This is a genomic window from Micromonospora globispora (assembly GCF_003857015.1).
GTDB lineage: Bacteria > Actinomycetota > Actinomycetes > Mycobacteriales > Micromonosporaceae > Micromonospora > Micromonospora globispora.
The window spans coordinates 91,027-111,409 of the sequence record NZ_QGGF01000387.1; the positions used below are offsets into that span (position 1 = coordinate 91,027).

21 protein-coding genes and 1 pseudogene are annotated in these 20,383 nt (G+C 69.3%); 7 read left to right on the forward strand and 15 right to left on the reverse strand.

Annotation, left to right across the window (positions count from 1 at the left end; genetic code table 11):
* Positions 1-12: 12 nt before the first annotated feature.
* A complete protein-coding gene (locus DKL51_RS20395; protein ID WP_221623211.1) occupies positions 13-777 on the reverse strand; it encodes an IclR family transcriptional regulator in 765 nt (254 codons plus the stop codon).
* Between the two features lie 89 nt (positions 778-866).
* Between DKL51_RS20395 and DKL51_RS20400 the strand changes: the two genes are divergently transcribed.
* From DKL51_RS20400 to dmpG, 5 genes are all read left to right on the forward strand, one after another.
* Positions 867-2,222 carry an MFS transporter gene (locus DKL51_RS20400; RefSeq protein WP_221623212.1) on the forward strand — a complete coding sequence of 452 codons (1,356 nt, stop codon included), beginning with the start codon at positions 867-869 and terminating at the stop codon, positions 2,220-2,222.
* Positions 2,223-2,286: 64 nt separating this feature from the next.
* On the forward strand, positions 2,287-3,069 hold the full coding sequence (locus DKL51_RS20405; protein ID WP_109966276.1) for an IclR family transcriptional regulator: 783 nt from the start codon (positions 2,287-2,289) through the stop codon (positions 3,067-3,069).
* A gap of 94 nt (positions 3,070-3,163) precedes the next feature.
* On the forward strand, positions 3,164-3,985 hold the full coding sequence (locus DKL51_RS20410; RefSeq protein ID WP_109966277.1) for a 2-keto-4-pentenoate hydratase: 822 nt from the start codon (positions 3,164-3,166) through the stop codon (positions 3,983-3,985).
* Positions 3,985-4,935 (forward strand): acetaldehyde dehydrogenase (acetylating), encoded by a 951-nt coding sequence (locus tag DKL51_RS20415; RefSeq protein ID WP_109966278.1) that lies wholly within the window; start codon positions 3,985-3,987, stop codon positions 4,933-4,935. The genes DKL51_RS20410 and DKL51_RS20415 overlap by 1 nt, the downstream gene beginning before the upstream one ends.
* Positions 4,932-5,978, forward strand: coding sequence for a 4-hydroxy-2-oxovalerate aldolase (gene dmpG, locus DKL51_RS20420; protein ID WP_109966279.1), 1,047 nt, complete (start codon positions 4,932-4,934; stop codon positions 5,976-5,978). Before DKL51_RS20415 ends, dmpG begins: the two co-directional genes overlap by 4 nt.
* Positions 5,979-6,268: 290 nt before the next feature.
* On the opposite strand, the gene DKL51_RS36505 is transcribed toward dmpG, so the two are convergent.
* The 11 genes from DKL51_RS36505 to DKL51_RS20470 all read right to left on the reverse strand — a co-directional run bounded on the left by DKL51_RS36505 (position 6,269) and on the right by DKL51_RS20470 (position 16,389).
* Positions 6,269-6,403 carry a hypothetical protein gene (locus DKL51_RS36505; RefSeq protein ID WP_260428593.1) on the reverse strand — a complete coding sequence of 45 codons (135 nt, stop codon included), beginning with the start codon at positions 6,401-6,403 and terminating at the stop codon, positions 6,269-6,271.
* A gap of 484 nt (positions 6,404-6,887) precedes the next feature.
* Entirely contained in the window at positions 6,888-7,670 is a 783-nt protein-coding gene (locus DKL51_RS20425) for an SDR family NAD(P)-dependent oxidoreductase (protein ID WP_109966280.1), read from the reverse strand.
* A 152-nt stretch (positions 7,671-7,822) separates the two neighbouring features.
* The gene (locus DKL51_RS20430; RefSeq protein WP_109966281.1) at positions 7,823-9,265 is read right to left on the reverse strand and encodes an aldehyde dehydrogenase; all 1,443 of its coding nucleotides are present in this window, start codon (positions 9,263-9,265) and stop codon (positions 7,823-7,825) included.
* 1 nt (position 9,266) lies between these two features.
* Entirely contained in the window at positions 9,267-9,533 is a 267-nt protein-coding gene (locus DKL51_RS20435; protein WP_109966282.1) for a tautomerase family protein, read from the reverse strand.
* Between the two features lie 3 nt (positions 9,534-9,536).
* Positions 9,537-10,295 (reverse strand): 2-keto-4-pentenoate hydratase, encoded by a 759-nt coding sequence (locus DKL51_RS20440; RefSeq protein ID WP_207786373.1) that lies wholly within the window; start codon positions 10,293-10,295, stop codon positions 9,537-9,539.
* A 62-nt stretch (positions 10,296-10,357) separates the two neighbouring features.
* Positions 10,358-11,149 (reverse strand): 2-keto-4-pentenoate hydratase, encoded by a 792-nt coding sequence (locus tag DKL51_RS20445; RefSeq protein ID WP_109966283.1) that lies wholly within the window; start codon positions 11,147-11,149, stop codon positions 10,358-10,360.
* Between the two features lie 8 nt (positions 11,150-11,157).
* Complete coding sequence (locus DKL51_RS20450) at positions 11,158-12,141, reverse strand: ABC transporter substrate-binding protein (protein ID WP_165824587.1); 984 nt, start codon at positions 12,139-12,141, stop codon at positions 11,158-11,160.
* Between the two features lie 95 nt (positions 12,142-12,236).
* Positions 12,237-13,022, reverse strand: a complete 786-nt coding sequence (locus tag DKL51_RS20455) for an ABC transporter ATP-binding protein (protein ID WP_109966285.1) — start codon at positions 13,020-13,022, stop codon at positions 12,237-12,239.
* Positions 13,023-13,038: 16 nt separating this feature from the next.
* The gene (locus tag DKL51_RS20460) at positions 13,039-13,881 is read right to left on the reverse strand and encodes an ABC transporter permease (protein ID WP_124812374.1); all 843 of its coding nucleotides are present in this window, start codon (positions 13,879-13,881) and stop codon (positions 13,039-13,041) included.
* A gap of 76 nt (positions 13,882-13,957) precedes the next feature.
* On the reverse strand, positions 13,958-14,692 hold the full coding sequence (locus DKL51_RS20465; RefSeq protein WP_207786374.1) for an ABC transporter permease: 735 nt from the start codon (positions 14,690-14,692) through the stop codon (positions 13,958-13,960).
* Between the two features lie 335 nt (positions 14,693-15,027).
* Complete coding sequence (locus DKL51_RS20470) at positions 15,028-16,389, reverse strand: FCD domain-containing protein (RefSeq protein WP_207786375.1); 1,362 nt, start codon at positions 16,387-16,389, stop codon at positions 15,028-15,030.
* 114 nt (positions 16,390-16,503) lie between these two features.
* On the opposite strand from DKL51_RS20470, the gene DKL51_RS20475 reads away from it, so the two are divergent.
* Together DKL51_RS20475 and DKL51_RS20480 are read left to right on the forward strand one after the other, a co-directional pair.
* Positions 16,504-17,172, forward strand: coding sequence for a class II aldolase/adducin family protein (locus DKL51_RS20475; protein WP_207786376.1), 669 nt, complete (start codon positions 16,504-16,506; stop codon positions 17,170-17,172).
* Positions 17,169-18,065: a VOC family protein gene (locus tag DKL51_RS20480; RefSeq protein WP_109966289.1), complete on the forward strand. Its 897-nt coding sequence runs from the start codon at positions 17,169-17,171 to the stop codon at positions 18,063-18,065. Before DKL51_RS20475 ends, DKL51_RS20480 begins: the two co-directional genes overlap by 4 nt.
* Before the next feature lie 418 nt (positions 18,066-18,483).
* Here the strand turns inward: DKL51_RS20480 and DKL51_RS20485 are convergent, their stop codons facing one another.
* From DKL51_RS20485 to DKL51_RS37530, 3 genes and pseudogenes are all read right to left on the reverse strand, one after another.
* A complete protein-coding gene (locus tag DKL51_RS20485) occupies positions 18,484-18,945 on the reverse strand; it encodes an AMP-binding protein (RefSeq protein WP_185734859.1) in 462 nt (153 codons plus the stop codon).
* A 280-nt stretch (positions 18,946-19,225) separates the two neighbouring features.
* A complete protein-coding gene (locus DKL51_RS37525) occupies positions 19,226-19,894 on the reverse strand; it encodes a hypothetical protein (RefSeq protein ID WP_260428594.1) in 669 nt (222 codons plus the stop codon).
* 74 nt (positions 19,895-19,968) lie between these two features.
* Positions 19,969-20,238 (reverse strand): annotated as a pseudogene (locus tag DKL51_RS37530) (integrase core domain-containing protein); the annotation flags it as partial.
* Positions 20,239-20,383: the final 145 nt, after the last annotated feature.

Genomic DNA, 20,383 nt, shown 5'->3' on the forward strand with positions numbered 1-20,383 from the left:
GCGGCTCAGCGTTCAGACGAGCGCCGCGTCGAGGCTGCGGACGACCTCAAGCAGGACGGGAATCGCACGCTCGGCGACATCCCGGCGATTGGTGATGATGTTGACGCACGAACCGGGGGTCCCCTCGACGCGCCTCAGCGGGGCCGCGACTCCGTAGGCCCCCGGCTCCACCTCGCCATGGGTCATCGCATAGCCGCGACCGCGGGCCAGGCTGACTGACTCCGGCTCCCCGAGGGTCGCCGGACGCCCGGCAAGGAGAGCGACTCCTGCGGCTCCACGTTCGATGGGATGGCGACTCCCGGTCCGGAACGTCAGGTGGTACGACGTGGTGGGCGGCTCGACGACGAGGACCGCCACCGCCTCGTCGCCCTCCTCGACTAACAGCGCGACCGTGGCCTCGGCCTCGCGGGAAAGTCGCCGCAGAAGCGGCTCGGCAAGGTCACGGAGACCCCGCTGTACTCCCTGAGCGAGGGCGGTGAGCCCGCTACCGGCACGAAACCGTCCGTCGGCCGACCGGGCGATGAGCCGGAACTCGGCCAGAGTCGCCAGGAGCCGGTAGGCGATCGTTCGGTGCACACCCAGTTCGGCGGAGACATCCTGCACGGTCACGCCGTGGGTGCTCGTCGCGACGTACTCCAGCGCGCGGAGGCCACGCGCCAGCGTCTGCGAACCGATGATCTTCGGCTCCGGCGGTTGGGTCTGACTAGTCATGCCCCGCACCTTAACGGCGGCACCGGTCGCTGACGTGCGACCGATGGCTGCAAATTCCCACGTCACCCCCCTTGACACCACCTCGTGATGCCGGTCACCCTATCCGAAGTTTACACGCCGTTGTGCGGTATTTACACACACCCCCGGGAGTTATCTTGAGTACCACCACCACCCCGGTTCACTCTGACCGTAGGCAGACCCGCCGCGTCCTGATCTCGAGCTACCTGGGTAGCACCATCGAGTTCTACGACTTCCTGCTCTACGCGCTCGTCGCGGCAACTGTCTTCGACAAGCTGTTCTTCACCAACGTCGACGGCCCGCTCGCCTCGGTCCTGTCGTTCGCGACCCTGGCCGTGGGATATGCCGCACGTCCGGTCGGCGGCGCGGTCTTCGGCCACTTCGGCGACAGGTTCGGCCGCAAGTCGACCCTCGTCGTCACGATGACCCTCATGGGCGCGGCCTCCTTCCTCATCGGAGTCCTGCCCACGTACGCGACCCTCGGGATCGCCGCACCGATCATCCTGACCCTTCTCCGCGTGGTCCAGGGCCTCGCGGTGGGCGGCGAATGGGGTGGCGCGGCCCTGATGTCGCTCGAGCACGCCGACGGCAGGCACCGAGGCTTCGCGGCCTCCTTCGCCAACATGGGCGGCCCCTCCGGGGCGGTGCTCGCCGCCACGGTGCTCGCCCTCTCCTCGATGGCGTTCGGGGACAGCGACCTGTCCTGGCGGCTGCCGTTCCTGCTCAGCGCCGTCCTCGTCGGAGTGGGTCTGTGGATCCGCCTCTCGATCACCGAGTCAGAGATCTTCAAGGAGGCCAAGGCCAAGGCTGACGCCGAGGAAGCCCTGGCACCCCAGCGTCCCCCGCTCGCCGAGGTCCTCACCCGGCACCCGCGCAACGTGCTCCTGGCGATGCTCGCCGGCTGCACGGCGTTCCTCGTGCAGGGCCTGCTCGCGGCCTTCATCATCGGCTACGCCATCGGAAACGGCCATGAGCGCGCGTCCGTCCTGTGGATCACCGCCATCGCCGGCTTCCTGCACATCTTCACCATCCCGGCCTTCGCCGCGCTGTCGGACCGGATCGGGCGTCGCCCCGTGATCATCGTCGGCGCCTGCGCCACGTTCGTCCTGGCCTGGCCGCTGTTCGGACTGCTCGGCAGCGACAACTGGTGGCTGCTCCTGGCCGGGTACATCCTGGGTAACCCGATCCTGCAGGCGTCGATGTACGGCCCACTGGCCGCCTACATCGCGGAGATGTTCGGCACCCGCGCCCGCTACACCGGCGCCTCCCTCGGCTACCAGCTCTCCACCACCCTCGGCGCCGGTTTCGGCCCGCTGGTCGCCGCCTCACTGGTCGCCGCCGCAGGCGGCAGCCTCCGCTACGTCACCGTCCTGGTGATGGGCGCTGCGGTGCTCAGCGCGCTCGCGGTGCTCCTGACCAAGGAGACCCGCGACCAGGCCCTCACCGACGCGTCGCCCGAGTCGCGCTCGGGCGAGCCGCTGGCGAACGTCTGAACGTCGCCCTCGCGACGGGCCGTGGTCTACCGACCACGGCCCGTCAGCGTTAGATTTGTCCGTCGTGAGCGATCGCCATCCCCCCGTCGACACCTCGTCCGTCCTGAGCAAGGTGGTCTCGGTGCTGTTCGCGTTCACCGCCGACGACCACGGCGTCAGCCTCGCCGAGCTGGCGCGCCGCACCGGCCTCGCCAAGGGCACCCTGCACCGCGTCATCGGTGACCTCGTCGACGCGCGCCTGCTGGACCGGACCGACCGGGGCTACCGCCTGAGCAGTCAGGTGTTCCAGCTGGGCATGCGTGCCTCGGTCGAACGGGGCCTGCTCGAGGTGGCGACGCCCTTCATGGAAGACCTCTACGAACGCACCCACGAGACCGTGCACCTCGGCGTCCTCGAGGGCACCGAGGTGGTCTACGTGTCCAAGATCGGCGGACACCGGCAGGTCCCGTCCCCGTCGCGCATCGGCGGCCGGATGCCGGTGCACTGCACGGCCATCGGCAAGGCCCTCCTCGCCCACTCCGAGCCAGCACTGCTGATGCGGGTTGCCGAGACCGGCCTGGAGCGAAGGACGCCACGGACCATCACCGCCCCGGGCATCCTCCGACGCCAACTCCAACGGGTCGTCGAGACCGGCGTCGCGTTCGAGTACGAGGAGTCCACAGTCGGCATCGTCTGCGTCGCGGCCCCCGTCCTCGACGCCGCCGACCGGCCCGTCGCGGCGCTCAGCGTCACCGGCCCGGTGACCCGGTTCCGACCCGACTCGCACGGGGTGTCCGTCAAGGCCGCGGCCGCCGGCATGGCGGCCACCCTCGCCCGCCGCGACGCCCTGGCCAGGCGAGAAGGCTGAGCGAACGCGTTCCGGTCAGTGGAACGCGCGAGTAGGAGCGGACTAGGGAGCTGCGCGAGGGTTGTCCTGCCGCAGCCACCGATGGAAGGCCCCGATGAACGCTCCAGCTCACCCCAGCGGCGACCGGACCGCGATCGCCGCAGCGGCCGCCGCCCGCCTCGCCGCCGCGAGCCGCGATCGGGCGGCGTGTCCGCCGGTACGCGACCAGATCGGCACCAGCGACCTCGCGCTCGCCTACGCCGTTCAGCAGTGGCTGACCGAGGATCGGCTGGCGGGCGGCGCCCGGATCATCGGCCGCAAGATCGGGCTCACCTCGCCGGCCGTGCAGGAACAGCTCGGCGTCGACCAGCCTGACTTCGGTGTGCTCTTCGATGACATGGACGTCTCCAGCCTCGGTGCCGTCCCCACCCGGCGGCTCCTACAACCCAAGGTGGAGGCGGAGATCGCGTTCGTGCTCGGCGCCGACCTGGACGCGCCGAACCTTGCCATCGCGCAGGTGCGCGCCGCGATCAAGTACGCCGTCGCCGCGCTGGAGATCGTGGACAGCAGGATCACCGACTGGGACATCACCATCACCGACACCGTGGCCGACAACGCCTCGAGCGGTCTGTTCGTCCTCGGGACGCAGCATGTGCCCTTGGACGACTTCGAGTCCAGGGACGTGACCATGCGGATGTACGTCGACGGCGATCTCGCCTCGGAAGGCGCCGGCAGGGCCTGCCTGGGTGACCCCCTGAACGCCCTGCTCTGGCTGGCGGAGACAGCCCGTGACTTCGGCCAGCCGCTGACGGCTGGGCAGGTCGTGCTCTCCGGCGCCCTCGGCCCCATGGTGCCGGTCCGCCCGGGAGTCACCGTACGCGCCGAGATCTCCGCCCTCGGCTCGGTGCAGGCGAGCTTCTCCGACAAGGACCAGTGATGACGAAGACCAAGGTAGCCATCATCGGCTCGGGCAACATCGGCACGGACCTGATGATCAAGATACTGCGCCTCTCCACGACCCTGACGATGGGCGCGATGGTGGGCATCGATCCCGCCTCCGACGGCTTGGCGCGCGCGGCTCGACTCAAGGTCGCGACCACCCACGAGGGTGTGGACGGACTGATCGCGATGGACGGGTTCGATGACATCGAGATCATCTTCGACGCCACCTCGGCCAAGGCACACCAGGCGAACGCGCGCAGACTGGCGCCGTACGGCAAGCAACTGATCGACCTCACGCCCGCCGCGATCGGTCCGTACGTCGTGCCAGCGGTCAACCTCGGCGAGCACGTCGGCGCCGACAACGTGAACATGGTGACGTGCGGCGGCCAGGCCACCATCCCGATCGTCGCCGCGATCTCGAGGGTCACCTCGGTGTCGTACGCCGAGATCGTCGCCTCGATCGCCTCCAGGTCGGCCGGTCCGGGCACTCGCGCCAACATCGACGAATTCACCGAGACCACCTCGCACGCCATCGAGGCCGTCGGGGGCGCGGCGAGGGGTAAGGCGATCATCATCCTCAACCCCGCCGAGCCACCGTTGATCATGCGCGACACCGTGCTCGCCCTCATCGGCGACCCGGAGCCGGCCACCCACGACGCCATCCGCACCTCGATCGAGCAGATGGTGGCCGATGTCTCCAGCTATGTCCCGGGCTACCGACTCAAGCAGGCCGTGCAGATCAACCCGGTGCCCGCGGACCAGCCCGTCCACACCCTGGCCGGCGGCACCCCGGTGACCCATCAGGTGTCGGTGTTCCTCGAGGTCGAGGGCGCCGCGCACTACCTCCCGGCGTACGCCGGCAACCTCGACATCATGACCTCGGCCGCGCTCCGTGTCGCCGAGAAGATCGCCGCCCGTACGGCAGAACGCGAGACCGTGGCATGAGCGAGCTGTTCATCCAGGACGTCACTCTGCGGGACGGCATGCATGCCGTCCGGCACCGCATCACCCCCGAGCGGGTCGGCCAGATCGTGGCCGCCCTCGACGCCGCCGGCGTCGACGGCATCGAGGTCGCCCACGGCGACGGACTCGCCGGGAGCTCGCTCAACTACGGGCCCGGCAGCAACAGCGACTGGGAGTGGATCGAGGCCGCTGCGGCGAACCTCTCGCGAGCCCGTCTCACCACTCTCCTCCTGCCCGGGATCGGCACCATCAAGGAGCTCAAGCAGGCCTACGACCTGGGAGTCCGCTCGGTTCGCGTGGCCACCCACTGCACCGAGGCCGACGTCTCGGCCCAGCACATCGCCACCGCCCGCGAGCTGGGCATGGACGTCTCTGGCTTTCTGATGATGAGCCACATGGCTCCCGCGGCGGAGCTCGCCCGCCAGGCCTCGTTGATGGAGTCCTACGGCGCCCACTGTGTCTACGTCACCGACTCCGGTGGCCGGCTCACCATGGACGGCGTCCGTGAGCGCGTGCGCGCCTACCGCGACGTCCTCGACCCCGCTACACAGGTCGGGATCCACGCGCACGAGAACCTCTCCCTGTCGGTGGCGAACTCCGTCGTCGCCGTGGAAGAGGGCGTCACCCGTGTCGACGCGTCGCTCGCCGGTCAGGGCGCCGGCGCCGGAAACTGCCCCATCGAGCCCTTCATCGCCGTCGCCAACATCCACGGGTGGAAACACCAGTGCGACCTCTTCGCGCTGCAGGACGCAGCCGAGGACCTCGTGCGTCCCATGCAGGACCGGCCGGTCCGGGTCGACCGCGAGACCCTCACGCTCGGATACGCAGGGGTCTACTCGAGCTTCCTCCGGCACGCGGAAGCCGCCTCCATGGCCTACGGCATCGACGTCCGCACCCTGCTCGTCGAAGTCGGGCGCCGCGCACTTGTCGGCGGACAGGAAGACATGATCGTCGACATCGCGCTCGACCTCGGCGCAACGCCCGTCGATCGCAACGACGAGGGCTTGCAGGAGAACGTCAGCTAGGTGAAGCAGCTGCCCGGGGGATTCCTGGCGATACCTGTCCCGAGGTTCGCTGCAAGGTGGCGGAGGTGAGTCCGAACTTGCGCCCGACGACAAGGCCGCCGTCGGAGCCACGCGTCGGCGAGTACGCGCTGGATCCCGTAGGCGGCGCTGTCGTCGTCGCGGCCGAGGAGGTCACGCACCGGCGGGCACGGGGAGCGCCCTGTTCCCCCCGCTGATCCGCCGCAGCGACGCTCCGCGTCCCGCGGGTACGCGGGCGGCCGCTGCACGGGGCGACGCAGGTGCCCGCCACGTCAGGCGAGCACGTCGGCGACGTAGGGTCCGTGCTGCCGCTCGATGTCGCTCATCCAGGACTTGGCCTCGTCACTGCTGACACCCCGGGCGTCGGCATAGATCCGCACGCAGTTGTCATGTACGGCCGTGGGCATGCGCCGTCCATCTCCACCGACGTAGAAGAAGGCAACGCGCTGCACGAGGTCGATGACGTCAGCCCGGTCGGCCCAGAGCCGGTCCTGGACGAAGGTGAGTCGTCGGCCAGGGAACGCAGGACGTCGCGCTCCAGGGGGCAGGGGTTGGCATCGGCGAGCTGGCTGATCTGTCTCGGGTGGCGGGCATCGACAGCTCGACGTAGCTGGCCAGCAGCTCGCCGGCGGTGATGGGGGTGCCGGTTGGGGTACCGGCTCAGTGCCCGCCGCCAAGAATCCGTCGTCGCCGTATTCGGGTGTCGATCGCGATGACGACGCTCGGATCATGGTTCGGTGGATGCTGGGCAAGACTCTGATGTGGGCGTTGCCAGTCGGAACACCATGATCTGGTCGCCGAGGTCCATCACCAGATTGCGGGCCTGCTGTAGGTCCAGCCGCGGTCGGCTGCGCGTGCGCCGATTTCTGGCACTGTACAGGGGCGAAGCCATCACATCAGATGGGTAGCCATGCCACCGTGTACGGCCAGGACCGTACCCGTGATGTGGCTGGTCCGGTCGGAGGCGAGGAAGACGATCGCGTCCGCCACGTCGTGCGCCGTGCCCGGCTTGCCCAGGGCCATCTGCCGTACGTCGCGCACGTGGTGCGTTACCGCATCCTCGCGCGGGAGGCGGTGGCGCTCGGCCAAGGCGTCGACGAAGCCCCCCGGCTTGTCCCACAGGGGGGTTCGGGTGGGGCCGGGCGCCACCGCGTTCACCCGGATCCCCTCCGGCCCGTACTCGGTGGCCAGTGCCCCTGTCAGCGAGAGCACGGCGGCCTTGCTCGCCGCATAGTCCACCAGCATCGGCTCCGGGTAGCGCCCGGAGGTGGATGCCACGTTGACGATCGACGCCCGGGCGGAGGCGCGCAGCAACGGGACGGCCGCCCGGACGGTCCGCACGACGCTCATCAGGTTGATGTCGAAGGTACGGCGCCAGGAGTCGTCGTCGACATCGAGAAAGCTCCTTCTGGCCGGGGCGATGCCGACGTTGTTGACGAGGATGTCGATCCCGCCGAGCAACGCAGCGGCGCGTTCGGCGATGAGGTCGCCGCAGCCCGGTTGGCCGAGGTCGACCTGTGTGGCGTGAACTCCGGGCAACTCGTCCAGTTCCGCGCAGGCTGCCACGTCGAGTTCGGCGGCGAGGACCTGCACCCCTTCCGAGGCGAGAGCCTCGACGACAGCCCGCCCGATGCCGGCGCCCGATCCCGTGACGACGGCGCGACGACCTGCCATCCGCAATTCCACAGGGCTTCCTTTCCATCTCTCCAGCCGGACGGCCCGGGCGATCGCACCGCCGCGCCCCGGTTGGGGCGGCCATGCTGCTCCGGCGCCAGCCGCCGACGGGACGGCGACGCCGGAGCAGCATGGCCGCTCGCGTACTCCGGCTAGTCCGCCGTCTGGTCGATCTGCATCACGACGGCCTTGGGCTCGGTGAAGAACTCCCGGCTGAAGGACCCGCCTTCACGGCCGACCCCGGAGGCGCCGACGCCGCCGAACGGCGCCCTCAGGTCGCGGATGAAGAAACAGTTCACCCAGACGGTCCCCACGTTCAGTCTGGCCGCCACGCGGTGGGCGCGCGAGAGGTTCTCGCTGAACAGCATGGCGTTGAGCCCGAACGGCGAGTCGTTGACCAGGCCGACGACCTCGTCCTCGGTGTCGAACGGCGTGACCGTCACGATCGGCCCGAAGATCTCCTCGCACTGGTGCGGGGCGTCCGCCGGAATGTCCGTGACCACCGTCGGATGGATGAACAGGCCGTCCCCGACCGCGCCGGTGAGGAGAGTGCCGCCCACCGACTCGATCGAGTCGAAGTACGTGCGGACCTTGTCGTAGTGGGTTTTCGAGGACAGCGGCCCCACCTGGGTCCGCTCGTCCTGGGGGTCACCCACGACCATTGCCTGGGCCGCCTTCACGAAGCGTGCCACGAACTCGTCCTGGATGGAGCGGTGGACGTACAGCCGTGAGCCGGCGAGGCAGACCTGCCCGGCGTTGGTGAATATCGCCCTGATCGACCAGCTCACCGCGTTGTCGATGTCGGCGTCGGCGAAGACGACGTTGGCGCCCTTGCCGCCGAGTTCGAGGCTTACCGGGGTCAGGTTCTTCGCCGCGGCGGCACTGATGATGCGGCCGGTGGCGGACTCGCCCGTGAACGTGATGCGGTCGACGTCCGGGTGCGCGGTGAGGGCCGCGCCGGCGGAGTCCGGGCCGAATCCGTGTACGACGTTGAAGACGCCCGGCGGAATCCCCGCCTCAAGCGCGAGCCGCGCCAGGATCGTGGCGGACGCCGGGGTGTCCTCGGCCGGCTTGAGCACGACGGTGTTGCCCCAGGCCAACGCCGGCGCGACCTTCCAGCTCTCCAGCATCATCGGGAAGTTCCACGGCGCGATGGCCGCGACCACACCGGCCGGCTCGTACCGGGTGTAGGCGTGGTGCCCGGAGTCCATCGGTAGTGTCTCGGCCGCCGCGATCAGGGCGTGGTCCGCGAAGAACCGGATGTTGTCGGCGGTGCGGGGGACGTCGTTGCCCCGGCTCTGCGTGATCGGCTTACCCATGTCGCGGGTGTCGGCCAGCGCGAGTTCGTCGGCGTGTTCGAGGATCAGGTCCGCGAAGCGGTGCAGGATCGACCGTCGCCGTCCGCGGCCGAGTCCTGACCAACGTCCGTCGTTGAACGCGCGACGGGCGGCGGCAACGGCGAGAGCGGCCTCTGCCGCCCCACCGAGCGGAAACCGTGCCCACGCCTGCCCTGTGTAGGGGTCGACGCTGTCGAAGGTCTCCCCGGATCGGGACAGGACCTCCTCGCCGTCGATGATGTGGCCGAACGTCTCCACGTCAGCGTCCTTCCTGCTCTGGTCCCTGTTCGGCCGACTGCGGCGATGCGTCGGCCCGGTTGTTGAGGTCCGCCTGGGCGGCGTCGCGCTCGGCGAGGGTCTGGTCGCCGGCGGCCCACAGGCTTCGGGGCACCTCGCGCACGATCACCCGGATCTGCTGCGAATTGGCGCCGAGCGAGGTTTCGACCGCCTCGTGTACCCGGTGGATGAGTTCACGCAGACGCGCGGGGTCACGCCCTGCGGTGAGGGTGACTTCGACGAGAGGCACGGCTCATCCTCCTGAGACGCTGGTGCTGCCGAGGTTGGTGAAGTGCACCGAGACGGTGCTCCCGGGATTCAGGAAAACGGCGTCGGTCATGCCCCCGGTGAGCACGATCCAGCCGGCCTTGAGGCGGTGCCCGCGGCGGCCGAGGCCGTTCGCGGCGAGGGCGAGGGCTTCGGCCGGATGGCCCTGGACGGCCGCGCCGGTGGCGGTGTCCACGATCTCGCCGTCGACGTCGAGCAGACATGCCTCGACAGCGAGGTCGATGTCGTGCGGGGACCGCGCGACCGGGCCGATCCCGAAGCGGCCGGCGGAGGCGTTGTCGGCGACCACGTCCGGCAGCTTGAACTTGAAGTCCTGGTAGCGCGAGTCGATGACCTCGTAGCCGCCGTACACGTACTCGACGGCCTGCATCGCCCGCGCGGCCGTGACCCCCGGCCCGGCGAGATCTTCGCCGAGCACGAACACGATCTCCGGTTCGACGCGGGGGTGGATGAGGCGCGCCATCGGTGCCGGCTCACCCGCCGGCAGCACCATCGCGTCGGTGAGCCAGGCCGTCAGCGGCGCGTCGATGCCCATCCGCGTCTGCTTGGCCCGCGAGGTCAGGCCGAGCTTGACGCCGATGATCGTCTCGCCCGACGCCACCTTCCGCTCGATCAGCCTGTCCTGGGCGAGGTAGGCCGTGGCGAGGTCGAAGTCGGGATACTCGTCGGTGATCGGCCCGCGGTCGCGGCGCTCCGCCTCCGCGGCAGACAGCTCATCGACCACTCGGTCGACCGTCCACTGCCTCATGTTGCCGGGACCGCCGGTGGTTGCGGGGACGGTTCTGGTCACTGGGCCACACGCTCCATCCGGGTGGTGAGGGTGCCGAGGTGGGCGAAGGTGGCCGTGACGACCGAGCCGGGCGCCAACGGGTGCGCCGCGGTCAGGGAACCGGGTATGACGACCTGCCCGGCCTCCAGCCCGACGCCGAGCCGGCCGAGGGTGTTGGCCAGCCAGGCCAGGGCGTGGATCGGAGAACCGAGCACGGCGCCGCCGGCACCGGTGCCCACCACCTGACCGTCCACCGACAGCACGCATCCGGTGAGCCGCAGGTCGAGGTCACCGAGCCGAACCGGACGGCTGCCGAGGACCACCGCCCCCGAGGAGGCGTTGTCCGCGATAGTGTCGGCCAGTGTGATGCGCCAGTCCGCGATCCTGGAGTCGATGATCTCCAGAGCGGGTAGGACATAGTCGACCGCGCTGATCGCGTCGGGGACGGTGACGCCCGGCCCGACCACGCTCGACCCCAGTACGAAGGCGATCTCCGGCTCCACCTTCGGCGAGACGAAGTCGGACATCCGCAGGGGCTGACCCTCCAGCACGATCATGTTGTCCATCAGATGGCCGTAGTCCGGCTGGTCGACGCCGAGTTGGCGTTGCATCACCCGGGCGGTGAGACCCACCTTGTGCCCCTTGATGACACGTCCGTCCGCCTTCCACCGCTCGACCTGCAGTTGCTGGATGACGTAGGCGTCCTCCGGCGTGATGCCACGGTACGTCTGGGTCAGTGGGCCGATGGGCTGGCCGCGGTAGGCGCCCAGCAGCGATTCGGCCGCGGCGCGGCGCTCAGCAGCATCCATGCTCTTCCCTACTTGCCCAGCACCATGGCGGCGACGTCCACCGGCTTCGTGAGGGCACCGGTCTGGACCATCAGGTCGTTCCACCGCGTGAGTTGGTCGACGTCGGGCTTGCCCGCGGTCCACTTCGGCAACTCCATCGCGGCGGCCTGCTCCGGCTTGGTCTGGGAGTAGGTGGTGACGATCTGCCGGGCACGTTCGGGGTCGGCCGCGATGTAGGCGTTGGCCTTTTCGACCGCGCGCCCGAACGCCGCCGCGGTGTCCGGGTTCTTGGCGACGAACGCATCGGACATGCCGAGTCCGGAAACCGGGATTCCCTCGGCCACGCCCGAGTACGACTTGAGCACCATGCGGCCGCCGGCGCCCGCGACGGCGGTGCGGAAGGGCTCGACCAGCCAGGCCGCGTCGACGCTGCCCTTGTCCAGCGCGGGCTTCATGTCGGGAAAGGGCAGCTCGATGAACTTCACCGTGCCCGGGTCGACCCCCTGCTCCTTAAGGACGGCCTTGATGGTGATGTCGCCGGTGTTGTTCAGGGTGTTGACAGCGATGGTCTTGCCCGCGAGGCCGGCGGCGTCCTTGATGGATGAGGTGGCCGCCACGTACACACCGCCGGTGGTCTCGGTGGCCCGGACCCCCTCGGCCACGATGGTCACCCCGAGGTTCTGACTCTCGGCCAACAGGAACGAGGGGTACGTCGCGAAGGCGGCCTGCAGGTCTCCGGACATCAGGGCCGGCACGGCAGCGGCGCCGCCCTGCACCGCCTGGGTCTCCACCGTGAGCCCCTCCTCCTTGAAGAAGCCCTGTTGGTTCGCGATGAACACGGCGGCGTGGTCGATGACGGGGACGATCCCGACCTTCAGGTTTGTCGTCTCGAGCTTGCCGTCGGCCTTGGCGGCGGTGCCGGCGTCGGCACCGCCGCAGGCGGCGACCGTGGTCAGCAAGGCGACGGAGGCCAGGGCGCCCAGCAGGGGGCGTTGCAGAGCTTGATTACGCACGTCTCTCTCCTCACGAGGGGCAATGAAGATATTGGATATAGCCGTTTTGGTTAGTCGCCGGCCTGCGGCAGCACTCGGCCGGGCGGCGACGCTTCCTAGGACGTGACCGCGAGTTCGCTGGTGTCCGGCCGGCGGATCAGACGGGCGACATCGCTGCGCAGGTGGATGAATTCGGGCAGTTCCTTGGTCATGATCTGGTCGCGGGGCCGCGGCAGGTCGATGTCCAGGGTGGTCAGCACGTACGTCGGTGGCTTGGAGAGGACGACCACCCGGTCGGCCAGGTAGACGCTCTCATCGATGTCGTGGGTGACGAACAGGATGGTCATGTTGAACCGGTCGCGCACCTGCAGCACCAGGTCCTCGAGGTCCTCGCGGGTCTGTGCGTCCACCGAGGCGAACGGCTCGTCCATCAGGAGGATCTTCGGACGGTACGCGAGCGCCCGCGCGATCGCCGCGCGTTGCTGCATGCCGCCAGACAACTGGGTCGGATACCTTCCCTCGAAGTTGGTCAGGCCGACGGCGGCCAACGACTCACCGACCCGCTCGGCGACCTCGGCCTTGCCGAGTTTGGCGGTGTGTAGGGGGAAGCGCACGTTGTCCCCGACGGTCAGCCAGGGGAAAAGCGAACCGCGGTAGTCCTGGAACACCATCGCCAGGCCGCCCGGGACGCCGGTGATCGGTTCACCGAGGAACCGAATCTGCCCACCGGTGGGGGGCATCAGACCCGCCATCGCGCGCAGCAGGGTGGTCTTACCGCAGCCGGATGGTCCGACGATGGAGACGAGTTCACCTTCGTTGACGCTGAAGCTGATGTCCTTCAACGCCAGGTGGCGGTGCGTCCCCGTCCCGTAGGCGTGCGAGAGGTTTTCGACGACGAGCATGGCGGTGCCTTCCGGGTCAGGAGGTCTCGTGTCCGGCGAGCCGGTGCCAGCGCAAGATGCGCCGTTCGACGACGGTGAGAACCTGGTTGAGCAGATAGCCGAGGATCGCCAGCAGCAGGATGCCCGCCCACATGTCGACCAGGGCGAAGGACCGCTGGGCCTGCACGATCCGGAACCCGATTCCGCTGGAGCTGGCGACCATCTCGGAGATCACCATGAGGATCAGACCGATTGAAAGGCTGGTCCGAATTCCCGCGAGGATCTTCGAGGCCGCGCCCGGGAGGACGATGTGCGTCAGCCGCAGCCGCAGCGGTATGCGGAAGACGGCGCTCGTCTCGTACTTGATCGACTCGATCGAGCGGACCCCTTCGATCGTGTTCAACAGGATGGGCCACGCGGCGCCGAAGGCGATCAGAGAGACGCGCGTCTGGTCGCCGGTGCCGAAGACCACCAGGAACACCGGGATCAGCGCCGGTGGCGGGGCCGCCCGCAGGAACTGCAGGATCGGGTCGACGTAGTCGCCGAAGGCGTCACTGAGCCCGATCGCGACACCGACGACGATCGCGAGGACCATCGCGAGCAGGAATCCGCCGAGCATCCGGGCGAGGCTGGGAAGCACGTCCTGCGCCATGCTCGTGCTGAGGATCCCCTCCCCGCTCGTCAGCCACAGCTCCGCCACCCGCCGGATAATGGTGAAGGGCGGGACCCAGTACGGCGAACTGAGGTTGACGGTCGCCAACTGCCAACTCCCGATGAGCGCGACCAGCACGACCCACCGGAGGGCGATACGGGACAGGTACTTCGTCGACCGTACGGCGATCGATGTCCCGGAGGTGTCGGCCCGCGTCCCAGCGCTCATGCCGCCGCTCCGCTTCGCTCCGCAGCGCCATGAGACTCCACCGCACTGAACCCGACGATTCGCTCGCTGCGCTCGCTCATGCCGCCTTCTCCACGTGCTTCCAAGGGAACAGGCGGCGCTCGGCCGCCTGCAGGACGGAGTTCACGAGCACGCCGAGAACCCCGGCGACGACGGTGCCCGCGAACACCATCGAGGTGCTGCCACCACCGGAGCTGATCCGCAGCACGTAGGCCCCGATCCCCGCGCTGGACCCGGCAAGCAGCTCCGCGCTGATGGTCACGATCAGGGCGATGGCGGCCGAGATCCGGACGCCGGTGAGGATGAAGGGCGCCGCGTGCGGCAAGGCCACCCGGCGCAGGATGGCGAAGGGCGTGAGCCGGAAGGTCCGGGCGGTCTCCTTCGAGATGGGGTTGACGTCCCGGACCCCGTAGAGGGTGTTGAAGAAGATCGGCCAGACGGACGCGTAGATCGCCAGGGACGCCTTCATTTCGGTGCCCTGCCCGAACAGGAGGATGGCCAGCGGGATCAGTGCCACGGAGGGAATCGGGCGCAGGAACTCGACCACGACGCTCGACACCTCGTAGGCCACCCGGAGGGACCCCAGCACGAGGCCGAGCGGCACACCGATCGCCGTGGCAATGGCCAGCCCGATGGCCCAGGCCTCCATCGTGGCGACCACGTCGAGGAGGAACTCGGTGTTGCCGAAGAGACCCACCGTGTCCGCCAGCACCTGCGCGGCCGACGGGAGCATCGTCGTGGGTATCAGACCGGACCACGAGAGCACCTGGAGCAGGCACAGCGTGACGAGCACCCCGAGGGCGCCCCGGATGTGACCGCGGCTGATCCACCTCCGCGAACGGTCCTGCCGGACAGAGGATCGGACAGCCGCGGGGGCCGCGGCAGGGCCCGGCGGAACCGGGAGCGTCGCGGGTCCGGCCCAGGCGGTGGGTTCGTCTCGCCGGCCACCCGGGATCGCCGCACGAGCCGGGCTCCCGGCCCCGCCGTGCCGCGTAGGGGGTGTTGCGGACACGTAACCTCCTCGCAACGTCGAGGAAATCACCATATTCATTAGGTGGTTTACAAGCAATAGCCCGAGGGTGTTTTGGGTCCGCGGTCGTCCTCGTACCCGCAGCCGTGACCGGGCCGCTACCAGGCGAGGGCGGGCTCGGACAGCGACATCGACACGGGAGTATGCGCCTCGACAGCCTGCACCACCCGGTGCGGGTCGCCGGAGGCGATAGCCGCGACCAGATCGATGTGCGATTGCAGGTTGCGCTGCCAGGATTCGCGGAACTCGTCATCCGGCACGACCTCGCGAACCGCCTCCCGCGCGGCACCCAGCAGGGAGATGTAGATGGTCCGCAGCAGCCGGTTCGTCGACAACTCGGCGATGGCCTGGTGCAGATCCCAGTTCCGTCGCAGGTATTCGGCCGGATTGTCCGCGCACTCGCCCATCGCCGCGACCAACTTCTCCAGGCGGGCGATGTTGCGGCTTCGGGCGTTGCGCATGGCGCTGAGCGCGATCGGTGTCTCGAGTGCGTTGCGGATCTCGAGGGTGTCCACGACCGACAGCGCGTCGGCCCCGAGACCGAGGATGAGGTGACTGAGCCGGATGTGGGCGGGCTGGGCCGCTACGAAGATGCCGCCGCCCGGTCCGGGCCGGGTCTCGATCAGGCCGCGGGTTTCCAGCAGCCGGATCGTCTCGTTCAGCGTCCCGACCGCCACCCCGTACCTTTGGCGCAGCTCCTCCTTGGTGCCCAGGCGCTCACCCGGGCTGACCTGCTTGCTGACGATCAGGTCGCTCAGCAGGTGGGCCACCGCCTGCGCCCGCGACATCCGCTCGTTCGGCAGTTCGGTGCGGCGATGGCCTGTCGCGGCACCGCCCGGCGTCGGCCCGTCGGCCGCTTCGGCCCGGCCGGCCCGGTTGGCGTGCGGGTCGTCGCCGAGCAGTTCGACGGCCCGCAGCGCCCAGTCGAGGCGGGCCTGAGCCTGGGCGATCTGGCCGTCGAAGACGTGCGTCTTGAGGCGCGCGATCCGTTCGTGTTCGGCCGGGTCCCGATCCTTCAGCCGCTCGCGTAACAGCGGCGTGTCCATCGCGGCCAGGGCGTCGCGGTGCTGCGACCACTCCTCGACGAGCTTGCGCTGGTGCGCGACGTACGCGTCGACCACGGCGATCGCGGCCTGCGGGTCGATCGAGTCGAAGTGCAGCGCCTGCAGCCCGAAGGCGTCCCGGGTAGGCGCCGGCGGGTGCGGCGTGGAGATCCACTCGACGAGCGCAGTCCGACCCTCGGGGGTGAGGGAGTAGACGGTGGTGGTGAGGCCGTTCTGCCCCTCCGCCTCGGTGCCGACGATCAACCCGTCGGATTCGAGCTTCTTCAGGGCGCCGTAAACCTGGCTCTGTGGCGCCGCCCAGATCCAGTTCTGCGCCCCGGCGAAGAACTGCGCCAGCGCGTACCCGTTCATCGGCCTCGCGTCCAGAACCCCGAGCAGCGCGTGCGGCAGGGACATGCGGGACAGCATAGCGAGGACGGAGAGACCGCCAACCTCTTGACCCTCCTACACAGGAATACTCATGATTAGGGGGACCCGGCCGCCTTGGCCGTGCTGCGAGACGGAGGAATGGTGACCAAGCCCGACGACGACCTCGCCGAACAACTCGCCGCGGCCGGCCGCGCGCTCGCCCGGCACGGGCTGGTCAGCGCCTTCGGCCACGTGTCGGCGCGCGCGTCGGGGCACACCCTGCTGATCACGGCACCGGTCCCGCTCGCCACCATGCGCCCGCACGCCGTCCAGCCCCTCGACCTCGACGCCGCCGACCTCGCCCCCGGCATACCTCGGGAAGCATGGATCCACCGCGCGGTCGCAGTCGCCCGCCCGAACGTCGGCGCGATCTGCCGCGCACAGCCCCCCACGGCGACGGCCCTGGCGAGCGCCGGAGTACCGATCCGACCGCTGCACGGACAGGGCTCGTTCCTCGGGCCGGAGGTCCCCGTACACCCCAATCCCCGCCTGGTGCGCGACGAAGACAGCGCCAAGGCCCTGGCCGGCACCCTCGGCACCGCTTCCGCGGTGATCATGCGAGGTAACGGCGCGGTGACCACCGGCGCCACGATCGGCGAGGCGGTTGCGCGCATGTGGGTGCTGGAGGCTTCCGCCGTCATGAACGCCACCGCGTCGGGCTGCGGGACACCGGTTCCGCTGAGCGAGGACGAACAACAGTCGTGGCGCGACGTCGCGCCCGAGCTTCTCCACCGGATCTGGCTGCATCTCAGCCGCGAGGAGGAATCGTGATCGAACTCAAGGACATCGCCTACGTGCGGTCAGGTGCGGCCGACCTTCGCACGGCGGTCGACTTCGCCACCGACATCGTCGGCCTGGAACTGGTCGAGGAGTCGGACGGGATCGCGTACCTGCGCGCGGACCAGCGGCATCACTGCCTGGCCTTCGTGGCGGGAGAGTCCGGCGTGATCAGCTCGGGTTTCACGCTGCGTGACCTGGACGCGTTGAGCGACGCGGAGACCGAACTGGAGCGGGCCGGGCTGACGGTCAAGCGCGGCTCCAAGGAGGGAGCGAAGTCGCGCCACGTCCACGAGTACCTCGCCTTCGAGGACCCGTTCGGCAACCGCGTCGACCTGGTGGTGGGCCAGACCACCACGCCGACGCCGGTCAAGTTCAACCGCACTGCCGGCATCACCGAGTTCGGCCACATGTGCCTGGACGCACCGGACGTCGACGAGGCCGGCCGGTTCTGGACGACCCACTTCAACGCCAAGGTCTCCGACTGGGTCACCGGCGCGGCGTGCCTGATGCGCATCGACCCAGTCCACCACAAGCTGGCCGTGTTCCGTGGGGACCGGCCCGGTCTGTGCCACATCAACTTCCAGGTCGAGAGCATCGACGACGTGATGCGCAGCTGGCACTTCCTGGAGGAGAAGGGCGTCGAGATCGAGCAGGGGCCGGGACGCCACCCGCAGTCGACCGCGATCTTCCTGTACTTCAAGGGACCCGAGGGACTGACCTACGAATACTCGTACGGCGTACGGCGGATCGAGGACGACGCGGCCTGGACACCCCGCTGGTTCGACCCGGAGGGGCCGGGGGCCATCGACATGTGGCTCGGCCCGAAGGCGCGGGTCAGCACGCAGTACCAGATCCCGGCCAGGGACGACGCCACCTGGGACTGAACCGGCCCGAGGTATGCGGCGGCGGCGCGGCCACTCACCGCGCCGCTGCCGCACACCGGGCAGGGCCGGGCGGGCCGCGCGGCCGGTGGTTCTGCCGGCGCAGCAGCGCGTTCTCGTGGCAAAGAACCAAGATCGGTGAGGGAATTTTGGAACCCCACAGGCTCCCACCAGGGCGGATGCCGTTTTCGGCAAGGGCAGCCCTGGCACACGACCATCTGGTCATGCTGTTCGGTCCGCGCGACGCCGGGGAGCTCGACATCATCGCCGGCATCGTCGCCACCAGCCACGCTTGCGCCTCTGGGCAAACGACGTAACGGCAGCGCCGCTCCGGCGTTGGTCGAGGAGCTCGCCGACGAGCTGACGCATGGCGCAGAGCAAACCCGACCGGCGCCGCCGCTGAGCGGCCGGGCCACGGACCTCAACCTGAACGTGGCGTACGCCGGTCCAGGAGGTGTTCGTGGCCCGGTGGACCGCAGCGGGTCGGGGGCACAAGGTCGGGCTGACGCCCGTGGGCGACGACGTCCTTTGCGGTCCACTGCCACGCCGCCGCCAGCGCGTCGAGGTTACTGGCGATGGCCCGGTGGGGCAGCACCATGCCTTTGGGTGCGCCGGTTGTGCCTGACGTGTAGACGATGACCGCCTGGGATTCCGCGGACGGCTCGGGGATCGGGGTGGGCGCATTAGTGGATACGGAGGCCGAGTTGTCGACCTCAAGCCGGCGCCGGCCTCGTACCGCCGCCGGCGCTTCGACCCTGGGAGAGATCGGGACGAGTTCGGGATCGGCATCGTCCAGGATGCGATTCAGCTCCCGCTCCCCCGCTCGCGGATTGAGCGGCACCACCGGTACGCCAGCAAGGAGCGCGCCCACGACCGCCACCACCGTCTCCACCGTCGGCGTGGCCCAGACCGCGGCCCGCGTGGTGACGACAGCGAGGCCGAGACGGCTGCTGCGGCACGGGCCAGCTCGCGGTAGGTCAGTTCATGCTCGCCGAACCTTACGGCCTGCCGGTCGCCAAGTTCGGCCAGCGGCGGCAACAGATACGTGGTCGCTGAGGTCACCGCACCTCCTAGGAGTGATTCGGATTCTGCCCTGTTGCGCGGCGCCACCGCCTCCGAAAGCAGTCGTATGTGGACGGAAAACGCCCGCGACAAGTCGGCGACTAAGCCCAGGGCGAAGCTGCGGCCGAGACCGCCGGTCGCACCGGTGATGAGCACGTGCGGTTGGCGTCGCTCGTGGAGGTCACGGCCATCAGCCCTCGAGGATCTCGACCCGGCCGGTGTTGCCGTCGACGCGGATCCGCTGCCCGGTCTGGATGGTCGTCGAGCCGCTGCCGGTGCCGGTGACGGCGGGCAGGCCGTACTCGCGGCACACGAGTCTTGAGGACGTTGATGCCTGCGGCGGCGAAGACCGCGTCGAACACGGCGGTGAACTTCGTGTCGCGATCCCGGACCAGGAACCGGAACCGGTCGGCTCGCTCGCCAGGGTCCATCAGCAGGTTCGAGGCCTGCTGGACCACCCACTCCTCCCCGGGATGTGCGGTGACGCCGAGCACATGGACCCGCCGGCTGCCCACCTCGACCGCGAACAGCACGTACAGCCGCCGCAGCAACACCGTGTCGACGGTGAAGAAGTCCACCGCCAGGACGCCCTGCGCCTGGGCCCGTAGGAACTGCCGCCAGGTCACCTCCGACCGCTTCGGAGCGGGATCGATCCCGGCCCGGTTGAGGATGACCCAGACGGTGCTGGCACCGACCCGGTAGCCAAGCCGGCGCAGCTCGCCATGAATTCTGCGGTAGCCCCAGGGGGCTTGACCCCTGATCCTGGACACGGGGTTTCTGCGGCGGGGCCCAGCGTAGCCGGTGCCGGCCGGGTGTTCTTCTCGTAGGTGATCGGGGATTGCTGTCGGAGCCGGGAGTGGCGCCGGACGGTGTTGTAGCGGTGCAGCCAGCGGAACGCGGTCAGCCGCGCTTCGCGTTCGTCGGTGAAGGCGCGGCGGCCTTGCAGGGTTTCGCGTTTGAAGGTGGCGTTGAACGACTCCGCGGCCGCGTTGTCGGCGGAGCTACCGACCGCGCTCATCGACTGCCGAATGCCGGCGGCCCGGCAGGCTGCGGCGAAGGCCCTCGATGTGTATTGCGATCCGCCTTGGGCGGATTCAACCGGTCGTCGCAACACCTTGTCGGAAGGGTGAAGCGATGGGCAGTGGGCCGGGGCAGAAGCGGGTTCGGGAGTATCGGGGTCAGATTCCTTCGCCGGGTCGACCGACGGTGGCGTGGCGTGAGGACCGGGTCAAGTTCTGGGCTGCGATCAGTCGCGGTGT

Coding starts and splice junctions, on each gene's coding strand:
- DKL51_RS20410 (WP_109966277.1), top strand. CDS start 3,164: ATGAACGCTCCAGCTCACCCCAGCGGCGACCGGACCGCGATCGCCGCA.
- DKL51_RS20415 (WP_109966278.1), top strand. CDS start 3,985: ATGACGAAGACCAAGGTAGCCATCATCGGCTCGGGCAACATCGGCACG.
- dmpG (WP_109966279.1), top strand. CDS start 4,932: ATGAGCGAGCTGTTCATCCAGGACGTCACTCTGCGGGACGGCATGCAT.
- DKL51_RS36505 (WP_260428593.1), bottom strand. CDS start 6,403: ATGCCCACGGCCGTACATGACAACTGCGTGCGGATCTATGCCGACGCC.
- DKL51_RS20425 (WP_109966280.1), bottom strand. CDS start 7,670: ATGGCAGGTCGTCGCGCCGTCGTCACGGGATCGGGCGCCGGCATCGGG.
- DKL51_RS20445 (WP_109966283.1), bottom strand. CDS start 11,149: ATGGATGCTGCTGAGCGCCGCGCCGCGGCCGAATCGCTGCTGGGCGCC.
- DKL51_RS20455 (WP_109966285.1), bottom strand. CDS start 13,022: ATGCTCGTCGTCGAAAACCTCTCGCACGCCTACGGGACGGGGACGCAC.
- DKL51_RS20460 (WP_124812374.1), bottom strand. CDS start 13,881: ATGAGCGCTGGGACGCGGGCCGACACCTCCGGGACATCGATCGCCGTA.
- DKL51_RS20470 (WP_207786375.1), bottom strand. CDS start 16,389: ATGTCCCTGCCGCACGCGCTGCTCGGGGTTCTGGACGCGAGGCCGATG.